The 15,767-nt window shown below is 57.8% G+C and carries 9 protein-coding genes; 4 read left to right on the top strand and 5 right to left on the bottom strand.

Features of this window, described 5'->3' with window-relative positions:
- Nucleotides 1–228 precede the first annotated feature (228 nt).
- Both AC13HB_RS00935 and AC13HB_RS00930 read left to right on the top strand, forming a co-directional pair.
- Nucleotides 229–1,533, top strand: a complete 1,305-nt coding sequence (locus tag AC13HB_RS00935; protein WP_482947840.1) for a group 1 glycosyl transferase — start codon at nt 229–231, stop codon at nt 1,531–1,533.
- Between the two features lie 43 nt (nt 1,534–1,576).
- Nucleotides 1,577–6,709, top strand: coding sequence for a glycoside hydrolase family 99-like domain-containing protein (locus AC13HB_RS00930; protein ID WP_482947839.1), 5,133 nt, complete (start codon nt 1,577–1,579; stop codon nt 6,707–6,709).
- Between the two features lie 63 nt (nt 6,710–6,772).
- Here the strand turns inward: AC13HB_RS00930 and galE are convergent, their stop codons facing one another.
- From galE to glmM, 5 genes are all read right to left on the bottom strand, one after another.
- Nucleotides 6,773–7,771: a UDP-glucose 4-epimerase GalE gene (gene galE / locus AC13HB_RS00925; RefSeq protein WP_482947838.1), complete on the bottom strand. Its 999-nt coding sequence runs from the start codon at nt 7,769–7,771 to the stop codon at nt 6,773–6,775.
- Nucleotides 7,772–8,170: 399 nt separating this feature from the next.
- A complete protein-coding gene (locus AC13HB_RS00920; RefSeq protein ID WP_482947837.1) occupies nt 8,171–9,691 on the bottom strand; it encodes a phosphomannomutase/phosphoglucomutase in 1,521 nt (506 codons plus the stop codon).
- 101 nt (nt 9,692–9,792) lie between these two features.
- On the bottom strand, nt 9,793–11,103 hold the full coding sequence (locus AC13HB_RS00915; RefSeq protein ID WP_482947836.1) for a UDP-glucose dehydrogenase family protein: 1,311 nt from the start codon (nt 11,101–11,103) through the stop codon (nt 9,793–9,795).
- Between the two features lie 67 nt (nt 11,104–11,170).
- On the bottom strand, nt 11,171–12,229 hold the full coding sequence (locus AC13HB_RS00910; RefSeq protein WP_482947835.1) for an acyltransferase family protein: 1,059 nt from the start codon (nt 12,227–12,229) through the stop codon (nt 11,171–11,173).
- A 6-nt stretch (nt 12,230–12,235) separates the two neighbouring features.
- Entirely contained in the window at nt 12,236–13,582 is a 1,347-nt protein-coding gene (gene glmM, locus AC13HB_RS00905; protein ID WP_482947834.1) for a phosphoglucosamine mutase, read from the bottom strand.
- A gap of 127 nt (nt 13,583–13,709) precedes the next feature.
- Between glmM and galU the strand changes: the two genes are divergently transcribed.
- Together galU and AC13HB_RS00895 are read left to right on the top strand one after the other, a co-directional pair.
- Nucleotides 13,710–14,579: a UTP--glucose-1-phosphate uridylyltransferase GalU gene (gene galU / locus AC13HB_RS00900; protein WP_482947833.1), complete on the top strand. Its 870-nt coding sequence runs from the start codon at nt 13,710–13,712 to the stop codon at nt 14,577–14,579.
- 247 nt (nt 14,580–14,826) lie between these two features.
- Entirely contained in the window at nt 14,827–15,660 is an 834-nt protein-coding gene (locus tag AC13HB_RS00895; protein WP_482947832.1) for a glycosyltransferase family 2 protein, read from the top strand.
- Nucleotides 15,661–15,767 lie beyond the last annotated feature (107 nt).

The raw sequence follows: 15,767 nt of genomic DNA, 5'->3' as shown, positions 1-15,767 counted from the left end.
GATTCGTGCGACATTTATTATACCTGCGCATAGTGGGAATTTTTTATCCTGGCTTGAAACCATCACATCACCAGCCACACCTCCGGCTTCGAACGCGCGGTCGGACCCGCGCCGTGCGTGCATGCAGCATTTCGCCCTTCGCCCTCGCCAAGCACTAGCAATCTCGATATGTAGGCTGTCCACTCACCCCGTATTGCCGACGGCGCGCACGAGATCAAACACCAGGAAATGAACACAGCCTACTTCACAATCTGTTCGCGAAATTATCTCGCCCACGCGCTGACGCTCCGTGACTCCCTGCTCGCGGCAAAACCAGGTGCTAAGTTCCGAATTTTCCTCGCCGACGAACCGATTGAAGGCACCCCTCCCTGCGAAGGGATCATACAAGCAGCTGACCTCAATCTGCCGGATTACTCCGACATGACCTTCCGCTACACGGTCATGGAATTCAACACGGCTATCAAACCGTTCTGCTTCGAATACCTTTTCGATCGCGAGGGTGCTGAGCATGTCGTCTATCTAGACCCAGATATCCTCGTCCTGCGCCCACTCGAGCATGTCACCGAGGCACTTGCTAATGGTGCGGATGCGGTTCTGACGCCGCATATAACGGCCCCGCCCCCTGAAGACGGGAAGACGCCGAGCGATCTAGATCTGCTGCGGAGTGGAACCTACAATCTAGGCTTCGCGGCCTTCGCCAATCGGCCCGAAACCCGCAGGTTCATTCGGTGGTGGGCACGGAAATGCGAAACTAAGTGTGTCTCCGATCTGGCGCAAGGCCTATTTGTTGATCAGAAATTTGCCGAATTCGTCCCATCCTTCGTCGAACGGACCATCATATTGCGGCATCCCGGCTATAACGCAGCCTATTGGAATCTGACGGAGCGCGAGATCACGCGTGAGGACAATGGCTGGCATGCGGCAGGCGCCCCTCTGCACTTTTTCCATTTCTCCGGCGTTGTTCCCGAAGACCGATCCGTGTTCTCCAAACACCAGGAGCGGTTCACGATAAACTCGATCGGTGCAGCAAACCTGCTTCTGCAGGAGTATTTGGATCGACTTGCTCATAATCGGGCCGCCGCTTGGAGCGACGTATCCTACGGCTATGATCAATTCTCAGACGGCACACTCATTCCCACCGAAGCACGGCGCGTTTACATGCGCGACAAAGCATCGGGGCGGACGCCCGTCCCTTTCCGCGCGGACTACGAACGCCTCAACGCGCGATCGCCTCTTGTCGACCAAGACCCGGGAATTCCGATCACAGCATTCATGGAAGAAGTCTGGAGAGGACGTCCCGACCTACAGTCCGCCTTTCCGCTCTCTAGCACAAAAGGGAGGAAATCCTTCCATCGCTGGTTCCTTTCAAACGCCGAACAAGAGCACCGCGCATCCGTATTGCTTCGCGCGCCAGCGCGAGCTAGCGGAGTGGGCTCAGGTGAGAGCACCCTAAGAGCGATCTTCGGCTGTCTACCGAGACCGGTTCAGAGGATAATGCGGAGGCTCCGACATTGGGTAAAAAACCCTTCTTAAACCTTGACTAAAGCGATGGTTGCGTCGCGGACGTCCATGGGTCATGAGATTGCCGGACCTGATCACCCTTTCTCGATTTCAAAAAGTTGCCTGTCTGCCTATGAGTAAAGAGAAGAAAGTGTCGAAAAGCCGAGAAGCGAACACGGCCACTGATCGTAGATCTATCGTTGTCGTTCTCGGTATGCATCGCACTGGTACGAGCGCGATCACGCGTGGCCTGAAGGCACTTGGCGTTGACTTAGGCGACAATCTTATGCCGCCGGTGGAAAATGCGAATAACAAGGGGTTCTGGGAAGACCTCGACATCTACGAATTCAACGAACGAGTCCTAGCGAAAGCAGGGAGCGCCTGGCACAGATTAGCTCCGCTCGACGCTGACGCGTTCCGCGGCCCAGCATTCTCGGCCGAACGCAGCGAGGGGGTAAATCTGCTGTCCAGCAAGCTTGCGGACTGCAACGCCAGCGACGGAACCGTTTTCGGTTTTAAAGACCCCCGCACTGCGATCATCCTTCCTATTTGGCGCTGCATATTTGAGGATCTCGATCTGGATGACCGCTATTTGATCACGGTTCGAAATCCGCTAGCTGCCGCCGCATCGCTTAACGCTCGAGATGGTTTCCCTATGACCAAAGGGGTAATGTTGTGGGCGAAGCATGTAATAGATGCGCTGCGCCATACGAACGATAGGAAGAGGGTATTCGTCAGCTTCGACAGGGTTTTGGAGGATCCAGTCAGGGAGTTGCACCGGATGGCGGAGGGATTAAATCTGCCACTACCGGATGAGAATAGCAGATCAATTGTCGAATACCGCGATAAATTCCTTTCGCAGAGCCTGCGCCACAACATTGTTGGACGGAAGGAACTCGAATGCTCTGGCATCGCCTCCGATTTAGTTCTCGAACTAAATCGTCTCGTATCAGAGTGGGCGCAACTTAATGCCAATTCGGTAATTTCAGTCGACGCTGATTCCTGGGACGCGCTTGAAAGTCAGTATTCTCAGATTGCGCCATTACTCGATTATTCTGATCAACTGGAATGCCAATGGCAGACCTCCAGGGAAGAGATCAAGTCTGTATCGGAGAAACTTGATGAGGTTCGCGATGCGCTCAGGACGTCAGAGTCTGAGAAGACCGCGGCAGTTCATCTGGAGAAGAATGCACGGGAAGCGCTCGCCAAGTACAAGCTTGAACTTGAAGACCTGCAACGTAGAAACGGTGCCGAAATCGGCACCTTAGTAGATGAAAAATCAAACTTGGAGGAAGCACTTCGCATCGCGAACTCAGAGCTACGGTCCGCAAATGAGAAGCGAAACGAAGATATTGAGAAATTTAAAAAGGAAATTGAAGAAACTGCGTCCAAACGCGATGCATTGCTGGACAAGATAGCCCAACTCGGAGACGACCTGCAGGCTGATCGAGATCAGGCGAACGTCCAAATCTCTGATGAGCTCTCCACAATACGGCAGCGTATCGCACACGTAACCGAGGCGGCCAGGGCGACCACTGAAGCGTTGAAACGAGAGCGAGACACCGCTCAATCGGAAACAGAAGCGCTGGCGAACCAGCTTGAAGTCACGAAAAGCGAATACGAAAAAGCCGTCAGCGTCGCAGACGATCGTGCGCAGAAGATTAAGTGTCTCCAGGCCGACATTACGACGCTGGAACAAGCCAGAAATGAACAAAATCGGTCATTCCTTCTGGCTCGTGCCGAGATCAATGCGTTGCGCCGCAGTATATCCTGGCGCCTGACAGCGCCCCTGCGCGCCGCAGTGTCTATTGTTCGGAACCCGATCAGTGGAGTGCGGGAAGTCTCGCGCAAAACGGCACGCCTTGCCTGGCATAGCCTACCAATGGGGCCGGATTCTCGGGAGCAGCTTGCGAACTCGCTTTTCGCGTCAGCACCGCTGCTGTTCTCTTGGAGTGGCGCATTCAAGGCTTGGAAAGCGAACCGGGAAGCTCAAGCACGCATGCCCGACGCCGGATCGGACGAGGAAAAACCTTTTGCCCCCCCCTCAGACCCGGCGCTTGAAGGTACCGTCCCGCTGACGGCGACGGCGCCCTCGAACTCCCGTCTCGCCCGTGCCATCGCCTTCTACCTTCCGCAGTTTCACCCTATTCCGGAAAACGACGAGTGGTGGGGAAAAGGGTTTACCGAATGGACGAAAGTCAGGGCGGCTGCACCTCTGTTCGATAATCACTACCAACCACACGAACCCGGTGAGCTGGGTTACTACAACCTCATGACAGACGACACTGTTATGGCGCGCCAGGCTGAACTCGCTGCGCTTCATGGCATCGAGGCCTTTTGTTTCTACTTCTACTGGTTCGGCGGAAAACGTCTTCTCGAAGGCCCCCTACAAAAGTATCTCGAAAATTTCGAGATCGATTTCCCCTTCTGTCTTTGTTGGGCGAATGAAAACTGGAGTCGGCGCTGGGATGGTCGAGAGGATGATGTGCTCATCTCACAGAAGCACTCTCCGGATGACGACATCGCTTTTATTGAGTACCTGTCGCAGTATCTGCGCGACCCACGCTACGTAAAAATCGAAGGTCGGCCGCTCATCATCGTCTATAGGCCGGCACTCCTTCCTTCACCACGGGACACTGCTGAACGTTGGCGCACCTGGGCGCGTCAGAACGGTATCGGCGAAATTTATCTAGCTTACACCCAATCGTTCGAGGCGGCAGCGCCATCGTCATACGGCTTCGATGCTGCGATCGAATTTCCACCAAATAACTCGGGCCAAGTCAGTGACTTGGGACTTGTTCAGAATGCTTCTGCGGACACCAATCTCTCGATATATGACTGGCGAAAGCTCGCAGCGAGAAGCAATGATTATAGTGATCCCGGGTACAAAATTTTTCGCGGTGTTACGCCGGCGTGGGACAATTCGCCGAGACGGCCGAAAGACGGGGCGGTGTTCTTGAACTCCTCACCTTCGGCCTACAAGGCTTGGCTGGACAACGCTGTGCGCGACACCATTGATAGGATTTCGTCGCCCGACGAACGCCTGATTTTCATCAACGCATGGAACGAGTGGGCGGAAGGTGCGCACCTCGAACCCGATCGGAAGTTCGGATATGCTTGGCTGGAAGCATCTCGGCGCGCATTGGTTGCTTCGTCGATGACGAACAAAAAAAAAATCTTAGTCGTTACGCATGATCTGCACCCGCATGGCGCACAGTTTCTCGCTCTCAACCTGCTAAAGACACTACGGACTCGCTTCGGGATCGAAGTCGGCGCCATCAGCGGTGGAGACGGTGAACTTGCAGCAGCGTACGAACGGGAGGGGCGGCTTGATGTGCTCGACTCACGCACCTCTTCAGCGACCGAAATAGATGAGGCGATCGAACGGCTAGCGGCCAGTGGTTTCCGTCGTGCGATTGTTAATTCCGCAGCATCGGGCTGGATAGCGCCGGCGCTCTCGCGGTGCGGCATCGAGATGATCAGCCTCGTCCATGAAATGCCGTCGATGATTGAAAGGATGGAGCTTTCTAGCAATCTCCGCGAATTGGACAGATGTGCCCGCCGCGTCGTTTTTCCAGCCGCGACAGTGCGGGATAAGGCCGCTGAGGCCATCGGGATCGAAAACTGGCGCAACGCAGACGTTCGCCCGCAAGGCTTATACAAGACAGACTCAATCGCGCACATTGAGGAAAAAGATAGGGCGAAGGCGAAAATTTGCTCTCGCCTCGGCCTAGACTCAAATTCGGAAATCGTTCTCGGCGTAGGGTTCGGCGATCACCGGAAAGGCGTGGACATCTTCGTACAGTGGGCTGCCGCAGCAGGGAACCGGTGGCCGCATCTACATTTCGTCTGGCTCGGTAAGATCGATCCGGCGATGGAGTCCGCCTGCGATACACTCCTTTCGCAGGCGGGCGCGCAGCGCGCTAATGTTCATTTTACCGGCTTTATCGACGACACGGGTGATTTCTTCCGCGCGGCGAGCCTATACGCGTTGCCGTCTCGGGAAGATCCCTTCCCATCGACTGTCCTGGAAGCCCTCAACACGGCGACGCCGGCCATCATGGTGCGTGGAACCGGCGGTATAGAAGACCTTGCGACTCATGGCTTTGTCAAAGCCATCGACTCCGCGTCTCCCGAGTGCTTCATCGAAGCAGCTGCAACCTGGATCGACGCGCCCGAGACCCGAACAAAGGATGGCCTGAAGGGTCGAGACAAGATGCGGGAGTCATTCGGCTTCGCGAGTTATGTCGGAGCTCTCACGGACATGCTCGATGCCGAAGTGCCCGACATTTCTGTCGTCGTGCCCAATTACAATTATGCCCACCACCTTGAGCAACGTCTGACGAGTATTCTCAATCAGACTCTGTGTCCCCGGGAGATAATCGTCCTGGATGATGCGTCTACCGATGACAGTGTCGCTGTCGTCGAACGTGTCTTGCGCGACTCCCCGGTTAACTGGCGCCTCGTGCGAAACGAAATCAACTCCGGAAGCGTTTTTTCCCAATGGCGCAAGGGAGTGGAACTCGCTCGCGGTGAGTTTGTATGGATTGCTGAGGCGGACGATTGGGCGGATTCGCGTTTCCTAGAGACCGCAGCGGCGAGCCTAGCCAGCAAAGATGTGGTGCTATCCTATACCCAATCGAACCAAGTCGCACCTGACGGAACAGTGACTGCCACGAGCTACCAAGACTACCTATCTGATATATCGTCGGAAAAATGGACTCGAAATTATACTAATGACGGGCTCGACGAAGTTCGCGAAGGGCTGTCCGTCAAGAACACCATACCGAATGTCAGTGCTGCCCTGTTCCGGCGCGACGCACTCGCCCACGCGCTGCAGACCTGCATGGCAGAAATCTCATCGTATCGGGTCGCTGGTGACTGGTGCGTGTACGTCAATGTGCTGCGACAAGGCCAAATCTCATTTTCTCCTGAATCACTCAACTTCCATCGTCGGCACACGGGAAGCGTAACCATTAGCAAATTCGATCTGGCCGAGCTTTCCGAGATTGCTCGCATGCAAGCTTATGTTTCGCGGGAATTTTCTCCCTCCGAAGCTGACTCCCGCAAGGCGCGAACCTATCTGGAGAGCCTCGTCACCCACTTTCAACTCGCCGCGAAGCACCCCCAAAGCGAGCTGGATGCTGCTCTGCGTGGCGAGGTCCGCCAATTCGGCGACCGGGATCGAGTGTCTCACATAACGGAGTGATGATTGCAGGGCCGCTCCGCGATTAGCGTTAGTCGCCGGGCGGTCGATCGTCCGCCTGATCTATTAACCTCCGGGCAGCCGGAACGCCTTCGTCCACTTCGCCCTGTAGAAGCCCCACGCATCGCCCACCATCCGATCTAATTCCGAAAATTCCGGCTGCAGTTGAAGCAGATCTCTCGCTCTAGACACATCCGCATAAAGACGTGGCGGATCACCAGGGCGACGAGCACAAATGTCGTGAGGCACCACCTGCCCGGTCACCTGCTCAACCGCATCGATTACCTCACGAACGGAATATCCGCGCCCCGTTCCGACATTGCAGGCAAAACTGCCTTCGTGAGTAGTTATTCGATCAAGCGCCGCCAAATGCGCCTGAGCTAGATCCATGACGTGAATATAATCGCGAATGCATGTTCCATCAGGCGTATCGTAATCGTCGCCGAAGACTTTCAGACGCCCGCCCACACCGGCGGCGGCCATGAGCGCATTCGGAATGAGATGCGTCTCCGGATCGTGTTCTTCGCCGATTTCCCCATCCGGGCTGGCACCCGCCGCGTTGAAATAGCGCAAAGCAGCATATCGTAATCCCTTAGCAGCCGAGATGTCGCGCAACATGCGTTCTACCACGAGCTTGGATCTGCCGTAGACATTGACCGGATTCTGCGGTTCATCCTCCGCCAGTGGCAAGCTGGTTGGGTGCCCATAAACCGCACAGGTAGAGGAAAAAACTAGGCGCTCGCAGCTCGCCCGCTCCATCGCTCCAAGGAGCGAAATCGCGCCTCCAACATTGTTGTTCCAGAACGTGAGCGGATCACGCTCGCCTTCGCCGACTTCGATATTGGCAGCAAAATGCACAACGGCAGCCGGACGATGCTTGGCTAAGGCCGCATCGATATCCGCCTCACACCTCACGTCGCCATGCTCGAGTGGTCCCCACCGAACAGCGCGCTCATGTCCACTGGACAAGTTATCGAACACGATGGGCTCATCACCGCGAGCGGCCAGCGCCTTGCATACATGCGAACCGATATACCCTGCGCCACCGACAACAAGTACCCGCATTCACCTCTCCACCATAGGCCGGACCTTCCCAGAGCCGAGCAGGCTCGCCCCTAGTTCGCGGCGATCCCGCAGACATTGTTTAGCACTGACATGCCGCCGCGCGTCGAACACGAACACCGCCTCAATTTGGAACCTCAGCATAGACGAGCAGCGCGAGCCGTTCGTACTTTATCGGCGTCTATGCTCTTTCGTTTCAGCCCGGCCCTAAAACGCTGCAGCGATCATTCAACAGGATCAATTGTCGAAAGTGCAGTATTCCAGCCTCGACATGCACATCGTTCAAGAGACGCAGGACATTTAAGGCATGCCCGAATATCGCGTTGAACTCTAGGAGACGCAAGAATGCTGTCCGGTTAGCATATCGATCAGAGTACGGGAGATTCCGTCGATACGACGACATCACAATTTCTGATCGAATGCACCCACTTCGGGATATGTGTCCAGCACGGCTTCAATTGCTCGGAAGATAGCCACGACATCGTCATTCGAGGTCGGGCTTTCGACCACGACGACGAGGTTCGGCGTGTTCGAGCTCGCACGGACGAGACCCCAGGCCCCACCGTCGAGCGTGAAGCGCACGCCATTGACGGTATTCACATCGGTGATCTTGCGGCCGGCGATATCGGTGCCGGCATCGGCAAGGCCCTGGAATTCGGCGACGATGCGATCGACGACACCGTATTTCTCCTCGTCGGCACAGGCCGGCGACATGGTCGGAGACTGGAAGGAGAGCGGCAGGTCGCGCCGCAGGTCAGCCATCGACTTGTCGGGATTGCGCTCAAGCATCTGCAGTACGGCCCGCGCGGCGACCAGACCGTCGTCATAGCCGCGCCCGATCGGCGGTTGCAGGAAGAAATGGCCGGACTTCTCGAACCCGGCGAGGGCACCCAGTTCCTTCGAGCGGCGCTTGATATAGGAGTGCCCCGTCTTGAAGTAATCGGTCTTGCAGCCATGCTCGGCGAGAACCGGGTCGATGGCGAAGAGGCCGGTCGACTTCACATCCACCACGAAGGTCGACCCCGGGTGGAGCGGTGCCAGATCGCGCGCCAGCATAAGGCCGATCTTGTCGGCGAAGATTTCCTCGCCCTCATTGTCGATCACGCCGCAGCGGTCGCCATCGCCATCAAAACCGAGGCCGACATCGGCGCCATGCTCCAGCACGGCGTCGCGCATGGCGTGCAGCATTTTCATGTCTTCCGGGTTGGGGTTGTAGCGCGGGAAAGTGTGATCGAGCGTACAGTCCATCTCGATCACCTCGGCACCCATGTCCCGCAGGGCCTGCGGCGCAAATGCGCCAGCAGTACCATTGCCGCACGCGGCAACGACCTTCAGCTTCCGGTCCAGAGATACGCCTTTCGCGACATCGGCGATATAGCGCTCTGCCACGCCTCCGGCTCGAACATAGCCTCCACCGGACCGGGCAACGGCCTTGCCGCCAAGCACGATTTCCTTGAGGCGGCTCATCTCGTCCGGACCGAAGGTGAGCGGACGCTGCGCCCCCATTTTCACGCCCGTCCAGCCATTGGAGTTATGGCTGGCGGTGACCATGGCGACGCAGGGAATATCGAGATCGAACTGGGCGAAATAGGCCACCGGGGACAGGGCGAGACCTATATCGTGTACCTCGACGCCGGCCGCCATGAGGCCGACTTCGAGCGCCTGTTTCACGCTCAACGAATAACTGCGGAAATCATGGCCGACCACGATCTTCGGGGCGACGCCGAGTTCGTGGATCAAGGTCCCCAGCCCCATGCCCAGCGTCTGTACGCCATACAGATTCAGCTCGGACGGCGTGTCCGATCCGGAATGCCCGAACCACCAGCGCGCATCATATTCACGGAAACCGGTCGGCTTGATCAGCGGTTCGTTCTCGAACTCCCAGGAATTGGCTTTGAGGTCTGCGTGGGGTTTGGTCGTCATTGGGGGGCACCTGCTTGTTACCAAGCCTGTCTTATTGCATCGCCAAGGCGTTGCAACCCCTCAGACGCAAACGACAGAACTGTTCGCTACCGCCGTACGTACTAGCCGTTCGGGCGACCGACGCTGGTGTATTCGAAGCCGGCCGCGCTGGCTTCTTCCAAGGTGTAGATATTGCGCAGGTCGATCAGATTCGGCATCTTCATGGCCATCTTCAAACGCTCCAGATCGAGCGCACGGAATTCGTTCCACTCGGTGATGATCACCAGCGCGTCCGCCCCTTCGGCGCAAAAATACGGGCCGGAGACGAATTCGACGTTGGAGAGCAGTTTTTCCGCCTCGACCGTTCCGGCCGGATCGAAGGCGCGTACCTTGGCGCCCGCTTGCTGCAGGGCCGGGATGATCTCCAGGCTGGGCGCATCGCGCATGTCGTCGGTGTTCGGCTTGAAGGTGACGCCCAGGATGGCAATCGTCTTGCCGGACACATCACCGCCGCAAGCCTCGACGACCTTGTCCGCCATGGCCCGCTTGCGCTTGTCATTGACTGCTACCACCGTCTCGATCAGCTGCAGCGGAGCACCCGCGTCATGGGCGGTGCGGGTCAGGGCGAGCGTGTCCTTCGGGAAGCAGGAACCGCCATAGCCGGGACCGGCATGCAGGAATTTGCCGCCGATACGATTGTCCAGACCGACGCCGCGCGCGACTTCCTGCACGTTCGCGCCGACCTTCTCGCACAGATCCGCCATCTCGTTGATAAAGGTGATCTTCATCGCGAGGAAAGCGTTGGCGGCGTATTTGATGAGTTCGGACGTCCGGCGCGAGGTGAAGACGATCGGAGTCTCGTTGAGGAAGAGCGGACGATAAAGGTCGTGCATGAGGGTGCGGGCACGCTCGTCATCCGTTCCAACCACGACGCGGTCGGGGCGCTTGAAGTCCTCGATTGCCGCGCCTTCGCGCAGGAATTCCGGATTGGAGACCACGGCGAAGTCCGCATCCGGTCGCGTTTCGCTGATGATGCGCTCGACTTCGTCGCCCGTGCCGACCGGCACTGTCGACTTGGTCACGACGACCGTATAGCCCTCCATGACTTCGGCAATTTCCTTTGCCGCAGCATATACATAGCTCAGATCAGCAAAACCGTCGCCTCGGCGCGAGGGCGTTCCGACCGCGATGAAGACGGCATCGGCGCTGCGAACGGCGTCGGACAAATCCTGGGTGAAGCTGAGACGGCCTTCAGCCACATTTCGCTCAACAAGCATATCGAGACCCGGCTCGTATATCGGAATACCGCCCGAATTCAGCGTTTCGACCTTGCTGGCATCTTTGTCGACGCAGACGACCTCATGGCCGAAATCAGCAAAACAGGCTCCAGACACCAATCCGACATAGCCGGTTCCGATCATTGCGACGCGCATAGTCTCTCACTCCCAAGCTGGACAGAGCCGGTATCGCCGAGGCAGGAGGCAAGCGCAAGGTTGGATTCTAGTTGGGTGCATCTTCCTGGCGGGCCGCCAGCAGGCGCCCTATGAGATGCTTCCCACCGGATAACAACCTTCGTTCCAAGAAGCGGAAGGACAGCATTCCGAATACAAGGCAGGCGAGTAATGTTCCCAGATAGAACATTGCCCCTGATACCACCCCACCTCCAAGTAACGCGGCCCCGGCCCGCGCCATGACGCTGATCACCAATATATGGCTGAGATAGATCGAGTATGACGCGTCGCCGATCTCTTCCATCAGGCGCGGCAAGGCCGGCTTCCAAGTGATGAAAACCCACACGATGGCAATCGCGAACGGGCCATAGGCCAAGACCCGGCTAGATACGGGCACGAATGAGTCGAAACCGCCCTGTGCCGCGGTGAAGACAGCGAATCCGGTCGCAATCACCACCGCTAAGAAGGAGGCCCACCTCATCTGTCTCAGTCTGTTGGAGAACTGTGCCAGAAGGACGCCCGCCAGGAACAGGAGATTGAACGGGCTGGCAGCCAGCGCGATCCAGGGATTGGCCGGAGCCTCCGGCATCGCCATGACAGCGATAGTCATAACGGCCCAGGCAACGGCCGCGATTGCCCGGAAGCGGGGCGGCAGGGTGAGAACCAGCCCGTAGATCAGATAGAAATAGAGCTCGTGCGTCAGCGTCCAGCCAACGGATAGAAGAGGCGGGTGACCCAGAGGGATCAGCGCCAGAGATCCCACAATGTTCCGGTCGCTCGCATCAGATTCAAGACTGTCACCCATGACGAGATAGCCCAGCAGGGCGATCGCTGTGAACACCCAGTAGAGCGGAAATATCCGGTTTACGCGGCTCAGCAGGAAGCGAACATCCAGCCCAGAGCGTTCACCGTACAAATGGTGGATGATGAAGCCGGACACCACAAAGAAGATATCGACCCCGGCAAACCCGATGAAGGCGAAGTCGCCCAGGATCGACTCCTGGAAGAAGCGGACATTCGCCTGATGCAGGTGGGCGATGATGACCAGCAGGACCGCAATCGCCCGCAAATGCTGGATTTCGTGCAGCGTATCGCGCGACGACGCCATGACGGGTCAGGCCACTGCCGCTTCAATCGCGGTCCGGATATCCTTCACTACACCGCGGATCAGCGCCTGCTCGCCCTCGGCCATGACCCGGATTAGCGGCTCAGTGCCTGAGGCGCGCACGACCAGGCGGCCGGCAGTGCCCAGACGTTCCTCGCCATCCGCAATGGCATCCTTGACGCGATCGGTCTCGAGCGGCTTGGCCCCGCCCTTCACGCGCACATTCTCGAGCAATTGCGGTGCCGGATCGAAGACCTTGAGAAGCTGGCTTGCCCTCTTTCCGCTCTCACCGAGAACCCGCAGCACCTGGAGCGCGGCGATCAGGCCATCACCCGTCGGCGCGAAATCCGGAGTCACGATATGACCGGACGCCTCGCCGCCAAGATTGATGCCGGTTTCGTTCATGCGTTCCGACACATAACGATCACCAACCTTGGTTCGCTCCAGTCCGATTCCGAGTCCGTTGAGATAGGTTTCCAGACCGAGATTGGACATCACGGTGGCGACGATAGCGGGTTGTTTGAGTTCGCCGGTCTCGTGCCAGTGTCGCGCCAGCAGGCCGAGGATCTGGTCGCCGTCGATGACGCGACCCTTTTCGTCGCACAGGACGAGGCGGTCGCCGTCGCCATCCAGCGCAATGCCGATATCGGCGCGATATTTCACAACTTCCTTGCTGAGCCGGGCCGGTGCGGTAGAGCCGCATTCCTCATTGACGTTGAAGCCGTTCGGCTCGACGCCGATGGGGATCACGTCGGCGCCCAGCTCCCACAGGACGGTCGGCGCGACCTTGTAGGCGGCGCCATTGGCGCAATCGATGACGATGCGAAGATTGGATAGACGCTGAGTGCGCGGAAAGGTCGATTTCACGATCTCGACATAACGCGCCTGGGCATCGTCGATCCGTTTGGCACGGCCCAGATCGGCAGGAGCCGCGAGATTGTCAGAGAGGCTGCCGTCCATGCGAGCCTCGATTTTCAGCTCTGTCTTGTCGTCCAGCTTGCGGCCATCGGGGCCGAAGAGCTTGATGCCATTGTCGTGATAGGGATTGTGGGAGGCCGTGATCATGACGCCGAGATCGGCCCGGAGCGAGCGGGTCATCAGGGCGACGGCTGGCGTCGGCAGGGGTCCGAACTGGAAGACATCCATGCCGACCGAGGTGAAACCGGCGACAAGGGCTGACTCGATCATGTAACCGGACAGGCGCGTATCCTTGCCGATCACCACGGAATGACGCCCGGAATGCCGCACGAAATGCTTGCCTGCCGCCATGCCGAGCCGCAGCGCTGTCTCGGCCGTCATCGGAAAGGAATTCGTGAGCCCGCGAACGCCGTCCGTTCCGAAGTATTTCTTGCCCATCTGGTTTCCCAATCACTGTTTGGTCCCCGGTATATAGGACGGATGAGCTTACGCGAAGTGAATGCCTGCGCTGGACGGTGACGGGCGGATCAGCTAGGCGTGATCGCGCACGCCAAACGAGGGTTACATGAAGAAGATTCGCAAGGCTGTATTGCCTGTCGCCGGTCTGGGGACGCGGGTCCTGCCCGCCACGAAGTCGATCCCCAAGGAAATGCTGCCGGTCTTCGACCGTCCTGCGATCCAGTATGTGGTCGACGAGGCCATAGCGGCCGGTATCGAGCACTTCGTCTTCGTCACCGGACGAAACAAGGCCGCGATCGAGGATTATTTCGATACGGCCTACGAACTCGAAGCCACTCTCAAGGAGAAGGGCAAGACCGCCATTCTCGACGAAGTCGAGCGTACGCGTCCCCTGCCCGGCTCGATGAGTTTCGTACGCCAGCAGGCGCCCCTCGGACTGGGTCACGCGATCTGGTGTGCCCGCGACATTATCGGCGACGACCCGTTCGCGGTGCTGCTGCCGGATGTGCTGGTGAAGGCCGAGCCGAGCTGCCTCGCCCAGATGACCGAGGTCTATAACGAAACCGGCGGCAATGTGATCGCGGTCGAACAGGTTCCCCAGGGCGAAGTCGACAAATACGGCGTCATCGATCCGGAAACGCGCGACGGCAACCGTATCCTCATGCGCGGCATGGTGGAGAAGCCGCCGGTAGACAGCGCACCGTCCAATCTCGCCATTACCGGCCGCTATATCCTGCAGGGCTCGATCTTCGGCTATCTGGCCGACCAGGCTGCCGGGGCAGGCGGCGAGATCCAGCTGACCGATGCGATGGCCCGCCTGATGACTGACCAGGCCTTCCACGCGGTGGAATATGAAGGCCAGTCCTATGATTGCGGCAGCAAGCTGGGCTATCTGCGCGCCACAATCGCCTTCGCCCTCGGCGATCCGGAACTCGGCGCCGATGCGCGGGCGCTCGTCGACGGTTTTTCAAAATAACCATTCGGCGCGGGAACCATCGATAGGAATGATCCGAAGAGTACACCCTCACACATGTGATCCGATATAGCCGCCCCCCAGTCACAAGCACCCGCATCCTTACTCCTCACAGTTACGCCAAATCAGGTCAAACTTTTTGGACCCGGTGGGACCATGCCACCGGAAAGATATGATCGCAGCACACGATGAGCACAGCCGCTCCACCTACGGATGCCATAGACACTGAGAGTTCAGTATGAAGTTGATAATGACGCTCCTCGTAAAGAACGAGATCGATATCATCCGGGAAAATATCAACTTCCATTTGGCGTCCGGAATCGATCACCTCATCATAACCGACAACAAGTCGGATGATGGCACGCGGGATATCTTGAGCGAGTACGATCAGTTGAATGAAATCACCGTCATCGACGAACCCGGGGATGACTATTCACAGTATAAGTGGGTAACGCGCATGGCACTCTTGGCAGGCGAGAGACATGGCGCGGACTGGATAATCAACAACGATGCCGACGAATTCTGGATTCACCCGGAAAAGTCTCTGAAAGAAGCGCTCGAAGTCACAACGAGTCCGGTCCAGCTTTGTGCGCGGCGAAACATGGTTTTTCCTTTCGACACTCCTGAAACAGGAGCACATTGGGTCGAACGGCTTCGCTACAGGACTGCCAGCCTGACAGAGCGTGTTCCGCTGGAGGACCCGCTGCACGACCCTTTGCCCGACCTCTATTTCAATCTGAACCTGCCAGGCAAGGCAATCGTCCGCAGTAAGGGATTACTTGGGATTGAGCAGGGCAACCACTCTGCCCGTTTCGAACAGCCCGTAAAGCCGGAGCAAAACGAGATCGTGGTTTATCACTTCCCCGTCCGTAGCAAGCAGCAGTTCGAGACCAAAATCCGGCAAGGCGGACAGGCTTATGCACGAAACTACGAATTGTCCGAAAAGGTCGGATGGCACTGGCGCCGTTTCTACCATCGCATGGAGCATGAAGGGCTTGAAGCTGCGCTGCAGGAAGCGCTTCCGACTGCGAACGCCATCCAACAAGGACTTGGACTGCTCCCCGCAAAGTGGCCCGGTCTTTGAGTTAGGTCCTGGCTCCAACTGAGGAGTTCAGAAATGGGCCGCAAGACTTACAAGGCCGAGGAGATTATCGCGCATCTGCGGGAGGTTGAGGTTCGCCAGGGCCGGGG

Source organism: Maricaulis sp. B-26 (assembly GCF_056857855.1).
This window is presented reverse-complemented; position numbering and strand designations above follow the sequence as displayed.

Coding starts and splice junctions, on each gene's coding strand:
- AC13HB_RS00910 (WP_482947835.1), bottom strand. CDS start 12,229: ATGGCGTCGTCGCGCGATACGCTGCACGAAATCCAGCATTTGCGGGCG.
- AC13HB_RS00915 (WP_482947836.1), bottom strand. CDS start 11,103: ATGCGCGTCGCAATGATCGGAACCGGCTATGTCGGATTGGTGTCTGGA.
- AC13HB_RS00895 (WP_482947832.1), top strand. CDS start 14,827: ATGACGCTCCTCGTAAAGAACGAGATCGATATCATCCGGGAAAATATC.
- AC13HB_RS00920 (WP_482947837.1), bottom strand. CDS start 9,691: ATGACGACCAAACCCCACGCAGACCTCAAAGCCAATTCCTGGGAGTTC.
- glmM (WP_482947834.1), bottom strand. CDS start 13,582: ATGGGCAAGAAATACTTCGGAACGGACGGCGTTCGCGGGCTCACGAAT.
- galE (WP_482947838.1), bottom strand. CDS start 7,771: ATGCGGGTACTTGTTGTCGGTGGCGCAGGGTATATCGGTTCGCATGTA.
- galU (WP_482947833.1), top strand. CDS start 13,710: ATGAAGAAGATTCGCAAGGCTGTATTGCCTGTCGCCGGTCTGGGGACG.
- AC13HB_RS00935 (WP_482947840.1), top strand. CDS start 229: ATGAACACAGCCTACTTCACAATCTGTTCGCGAAATTATCTCGCCCAC.
- AC13HB_RS00930 (WP_482947839.1), top strand. CDS start 1,577: ATGAGATTGCCGGACCTGATCACCCTTTCTCGATTTCAAAAAGTTGCC.